The organism is Streptomyces durocortorensis, from assembly GCF_016901035.1.
GTDB classification, from domain to species: domain Bacteria; phylum Actinomycetota; class Actinomycetes; order Streptomycetales; family Streptomycetaceae; genus Streptomyces; species Streptomyces durocortorensis.
Genome location: NZ_JAFEUF010000104.1, coordinates 1 through 4,527, shown reverse-complemented (window position 1 = coordinate 4,527; position 4,527 = coordinate 1). Strand labels below are relative to the sequence as shown.

Annotated in this window: 4 protein-coding genes; all 4 read right to left on the bottom strand. The window is 70.2% G+C overall.

The window, feature by feature from the left end; genetic code table 11:
- Nucleotides 1-123: 123 nt before the first annotated feature.
- Genes JS521_RS19965 through JS521_RS19950 form a run of 4 tightly spaced genes read right to left on the bottom strand, consistent with a single transcriptional unit; the run spans nt 124 to nt 4,503 of the window.
- Nucleotides 124-546, bottom strand: coding sequence for a cytidine deaminase (locus JS521_RS19965; RefSeq protein ID WP_205084338.1), 423 nt, complete (start codon nt 544-546; stop codon nt 124-126).
- On the bottom strand, nt 543-1,808 hold the full coding sequence (locus tag JS521_RS19960; protein WP_205084337.1) for an ABC transporter permease: 1,266 nt from the start codon (nt 1,806-1,808) through the stop codon (nt 543-545). Before JS521_RS19960 ends, JS521_RS19965 begins: the two co-directional genes overlap by 4 nt.
- Entirely contained in the window at nt 1,805-2,923 is a 1,119-nt protein-coding gene (locus tag JS521_RS19955) for an ABC transporter permease (RefSeq protein ID WP_205084336.1), read from the bottom strand. Before JS521_RS19955 ends, JS521_RS19960 begins: the two co-directional genes overlap by 4 nt.
- On the bottom strand, nt 2,920-4,503 hold the full coding sequence (locus JS521_RS19950) for an ABC transporter ATP-binding protein (RefSeq protein WP_205084352.1): 1,584 nt from the start codon (nt 4,501-4,503) through the stop codon (nt 2,920-2,922). Before JS521_RS19950 ends, JS521_RS19955 begins: the two co-directional genes overlap by 4 nt.
- Between the last annotated feature and the right edge of the window lie 24 nt (nt 4,504-4,527).

Below are 4,527 nucleotides of genomic sequence, written 5' to 3'. Positions count from 1 at the left end.
CGGGCCCGCGCCCGCCCCCCGGGCTCGCCGGCCGCGGGCTCGGCCGCGGGCGCCCCCGCCCCCCCCCCCCCCCCCCCCCCCCCCCCCCCCCCCCCCCCCCGCCGGAACGTGCGAGGTACGGCGTCAGCCGAGGTGCTGCGGGCCGAACGACTGCGGCAGCATCTCGTCGAGCGTACGGAGACCGTCCGGCGTCTCCAGGAGGAGCTCCGGGCCGCCGAACTCGTACAGGAGCTGCCTGCACCTGCCGCACGGCACCAGGATCGCCCCGGTGCCGTCCACGCAGGTGAAGTGGGTCAGCCGGCCGCCGCCGGTGGCCTGGAGCGTGGAGACCAGGCCGCACTCGGCGCAGAGGGAGAGGCCGTAGCTGGCGTTCTCCACGTTGCAGCCGGTGATCGTGCGGCCGTCGTCCACCCGGGCGGCAACCCCGACCGGGAAGCCCGAGTAGGGGGCGTACGCCCGGGACATGGCGTCCCGGGCGGCCTCCCGCAGGGTCTCCCAGTCGGCCTCGCCGAACACCGGCCGCTCAGGGGCGGGCGGCGGGGTCACTTGCCCTCGCCCTTGCGGTACGCCACACCGTTGGCCTTGGGCATCCGCAGGCGTTGCGCGGAGAGCGAGAGGACCAGCAGCGTGGTGACGTACGGGGCGGCGTCGACGAACTGGCTCGGCACCTGGTCGGTCAGGAAGTACCAGGTGAACAGCAGCGCGGAGACGACCGCCGCGACCGCCGCGGAGACGTACTTCTTCTTGTACAGCTGCCAGAGCACCGCGATGACCAGCAGGATCGCCAGCAGGAGCAGCATCGCGTGGACGTTCTCGGCGCCGCCGCGCAGCTTGAGGCTGTCGGTGAAGCCGAAGAGCCCGGCGCCGAGCGCCATGCCGCCGGGCATCCAGTTGCCGAAGATCATCGCGGCGAGGCCGATGTAGCCGCGGCCGCCGGTCTGGCCCTCCTGGTAGATGCCGGTGGCGACGATCGCGAGGAACGCACCGCCCAGGCCCGCCAGACCGCCGGAGACGGTGACGGCGATGTACTTGTACTTGTACACGTTGACGCCGAGGGTCTCGGCGGCCACCGGGGACTCGCCGCAGGAGCGCAGCCGCAGCCCGAACGGGGTGCGCCACAGGATCCACCAGGTGGCGGGGATCAGCAGCAGGGCGACGACGGTGAGCAGGGACAGGCCGGTGACGAGCCCGCCGATGATGCCCGCGAGGTCGGAGATCAGGAACCAGTGTTGTTGTTGCAGGTCCTGCATCCAGTCCGAGAGCCCCGGAACGGTGATCCTGTCGATCGGCTCGATGCGGGGAGACTGCTTGGAGGAGCCGCCCTGGATGCCGTCGAAGGCGAAGTTGGACAGGTAGCGGGTGACGCCGACGGCGAGGATGTTGATGGCCACACCGGAGACGATGTGGTTCACGCCGAAGGTGACGGTGATGACGGCGTGCAGCAGGCCGCCGAGGCAGCCGCCGAGGATGCCGAAGAGGACACCCATCCACGGGCCCCACTGGAACCCGGCCCAGGCGCCGAACCAGGTGCCGAGGATCATCATCCCTTCGAGGCCGATGTTGATGACGCCCGCGCGCTCGGCCCACAGACCGCCGAGTCCGGCGAGCCCGATCGGGACGGCGAGCGCCAGGGCGCCGCGGACCTGGCCGACCGAGGTGATGTCGTCGGCGCCGCTGATGAGGCGGACCAGCGAGACCAGGGCGAGCGCGCCCGCGATGATCAGCAGGACGACGGGCAGGGAGAGCTTGCGGCGGCCGTTGCCCTTCTTGGGGGCGGGGCCTGCGGCGATGGTTTTGCTGGTGCTCACAGGGCCGCCTCCTTCTCGGTCGTGAGGGCGTGTCCGGCGGCGAGCTCCTCGCCGACCTTCTGCTGCTGGCGGCGGATGCCGTAACGGCGGACCAGCTCGTAGGAGACGACGACCGAGATCACGATCAGGCCCTGCATGATCGTGGCGATCTCCTTCTCGTACCCGTACTGGTCGAGCGAGGCCGAGGACTTGTCCAGGAACGCGATCAGCAGGGCGCTGAGGGCGATGCCGAGCGGGTTGTTCCGGCCCAGCAGCGCGATGGTGATGCCGGTGAAGCCGATACCCGTGGGGAAGTCGAGGCTGTAGGTGTGGGTGTCGCCGAGCAGCGTCGGCATGCCGGCCAGGCCCGCGACCGCGCCGGAGATGAGCATCGAGGTGAGGATCATCTTCTTGGCATCCACGCCGGACGCCTGGGCGGCGCTCTCGCTGGCGCCGGTGGCGCGCAGGTCGAAGCCGAACCGGGTGCGGTTCAGCACGAACCAGTACAGGAGGCCGCAGCCGGCGGCGACGAAGGTGAAGCCGTAGATCTCCCCCGCCATGTCGCCCATCGACAGCCCCGGGAACCAGCCCGACTCCGCGATCTCACCGGTGGTCAGGTTGTTGGAGCCGGCCGGCTGCTCGCCGAAGTTCTTCGGCAGGATCAGCCAGGCGACCAGCGCGGTGGCGATCGAGTTGAGCATGATCGTCGAGACGACCTCGCTCACCCCGCGGGTGGTCTTGAGAAAGCCCGCGATGCCGGACCAGAACGCGCCCACGAGCATCGCGACGATCACGATCAGCGCGATGTGCAGCGGTCCCGGCAGGCTGACGCTAGCGCCGACCAGGGCGGCCACCATGGCGGCGAGGCGGTACTGCCCGTCGACGCCGATGTTGAAGAGGTTCATCCGGAAGCCGACGGCCACGGCGAGTGCGGCGAGGTAGTACGTGCCGGCCTGGTTGATGATCAGGACCTGTACGTCGGCGTAACTGGCCGACTCGAACATGATCCGGTACGGCTCGAAGGGGTTCTGCCCGGAGGCGAGCAGCACCACGGTCGTCAGCGCGAGGGCGACGACCAGGGCGAGCACCGGGCCGGCGAAGCCCAGGATCAGCCGGTCCTTGTCGAATTTCTTCATCGGGCCTCGTCCTCCGGGCTTTCGAGGTGACCGGTGGCGGCGCCGGTCATGGCCGAGCCCAGTTCCTCCGGGGTGATGGTGGCCGGGTCGGCGTCGGCGACCAGCCGTCCGCGGTACATGACGCGCAGGGTGTCGGAGAGCCCGATCAGCTCGTCCAGGTCGGCCGAGATCAGCAGGACGGCGAGGCCTTCGCGGCGGGCCTCGCGGATCTGGTCCCAGATCTGCGCCTGCGCGCCGACGTCCACCCCGCGGGTGGGGTGGGCGGCGATCAGGAACTTGGGCGCGTGGCTCATCTCGCGGCCGACGATCAGCTTCTGCTGGTTGCCGCCGGAGAGGGAGGCCGCGGTGACCTCGATGCCGGGGGTGCGCACGTCGTACTCGCGCACGATGCGCTCGGTGTCGGCGCGGGCCGCCTTGTTGTCCAGCAGCCAGCCGCGGCTGTTGGGCTTCTCGGTGACGTGGCCGAGGATGCGGTTCTCCCACAGCGGGGCGTCCAGCAGGACGCCGTGGCGGTGGCGGTCCTCGGGGATGTAGCCGATGCCGGACTCGCGCCGCTTGCGGGTCGGGGCGTGCGAGATGTCGTCGGTGCCGAGAGTGATGACTCCGGCGTCCGGATCGCGCATGCCCATGAGGGCCTCGATGAGCTCGGTCTGGCCGTTGCCCTCGACGCCCGCGATCCCCAGGACCTCGCCCTGGTGGATGGTGAAGTCGATGCCGGCGAGCACGTCGCGGACGGTGCCGTCGGGGTCGGTGACGGTGAGCTTGAGGTCTTGGACCCGCAGCGTCGGCACGTCGGTGACGGTGGACTCGCGGGTCTCCGGCGAGGGCAGCTCGCTGCCGACCATCAGCTCGGCGAGCTGCTTGGTCGTGGTGGTGGCCGGGTCGGCCGTGCCCACGGTCGTGCCGCGGCGGATCACGGTGATCTCGTCGGCTACCGAGAGGACCTCGCCCAGCTTGTGCGAGATGAAGATGACGGTCAGGCCCTCGGCCTTGAGCTCGCGCAGGTTGGCGAAGAGCGCGTCGACCTCCTGCGGCACGAGGACCGCGGTCGGCTCGTCCAGGATGAGGATGCGGGCGCCCCGGTAGAGGACCTTGAGGATCTCCACGCGCTGCCGGTCGGCGACCCCGAGGTCCTCCACGAGTGCGTCGGGGCGGATGCCGAGCCCGTACGCGTCGGAGATCTCCTTGATCTTCTTCCGGGCGCCGGAGCCGATGCCGTACAGCTTCTCGCCGCCGAGGACGACGTTCTCCAGGACGGTGAAGTTGTCGGCGAGCATGAAGTGCTGGTGCACCATGCCGATGCCGCGCTCGATGGCGTCACCCGGGTTGGCGAACGAGACCTGCTCGCCGTCGATCGCGATGGTCCCCTCGTCCGGCTTCTGCATGCCGTAGAGGATCTTCATCAGGGTGGACTTGCCGGCGCCGTTCTCCCCGACGAGGGCGTGCACGGTGCCCTTGCCGATGGTGATGTCGATGTCGTGGTTGGCGACGACGCCGGGGAAGCGCTTGGTGATGCCGTGCAGTTCTACGGCAGGGGGACTGCTGGACGCGTTGATGACGCACTCTCCTTGGCCGGACAGGAGCGGGGGCGGAGGGGCTGGGAG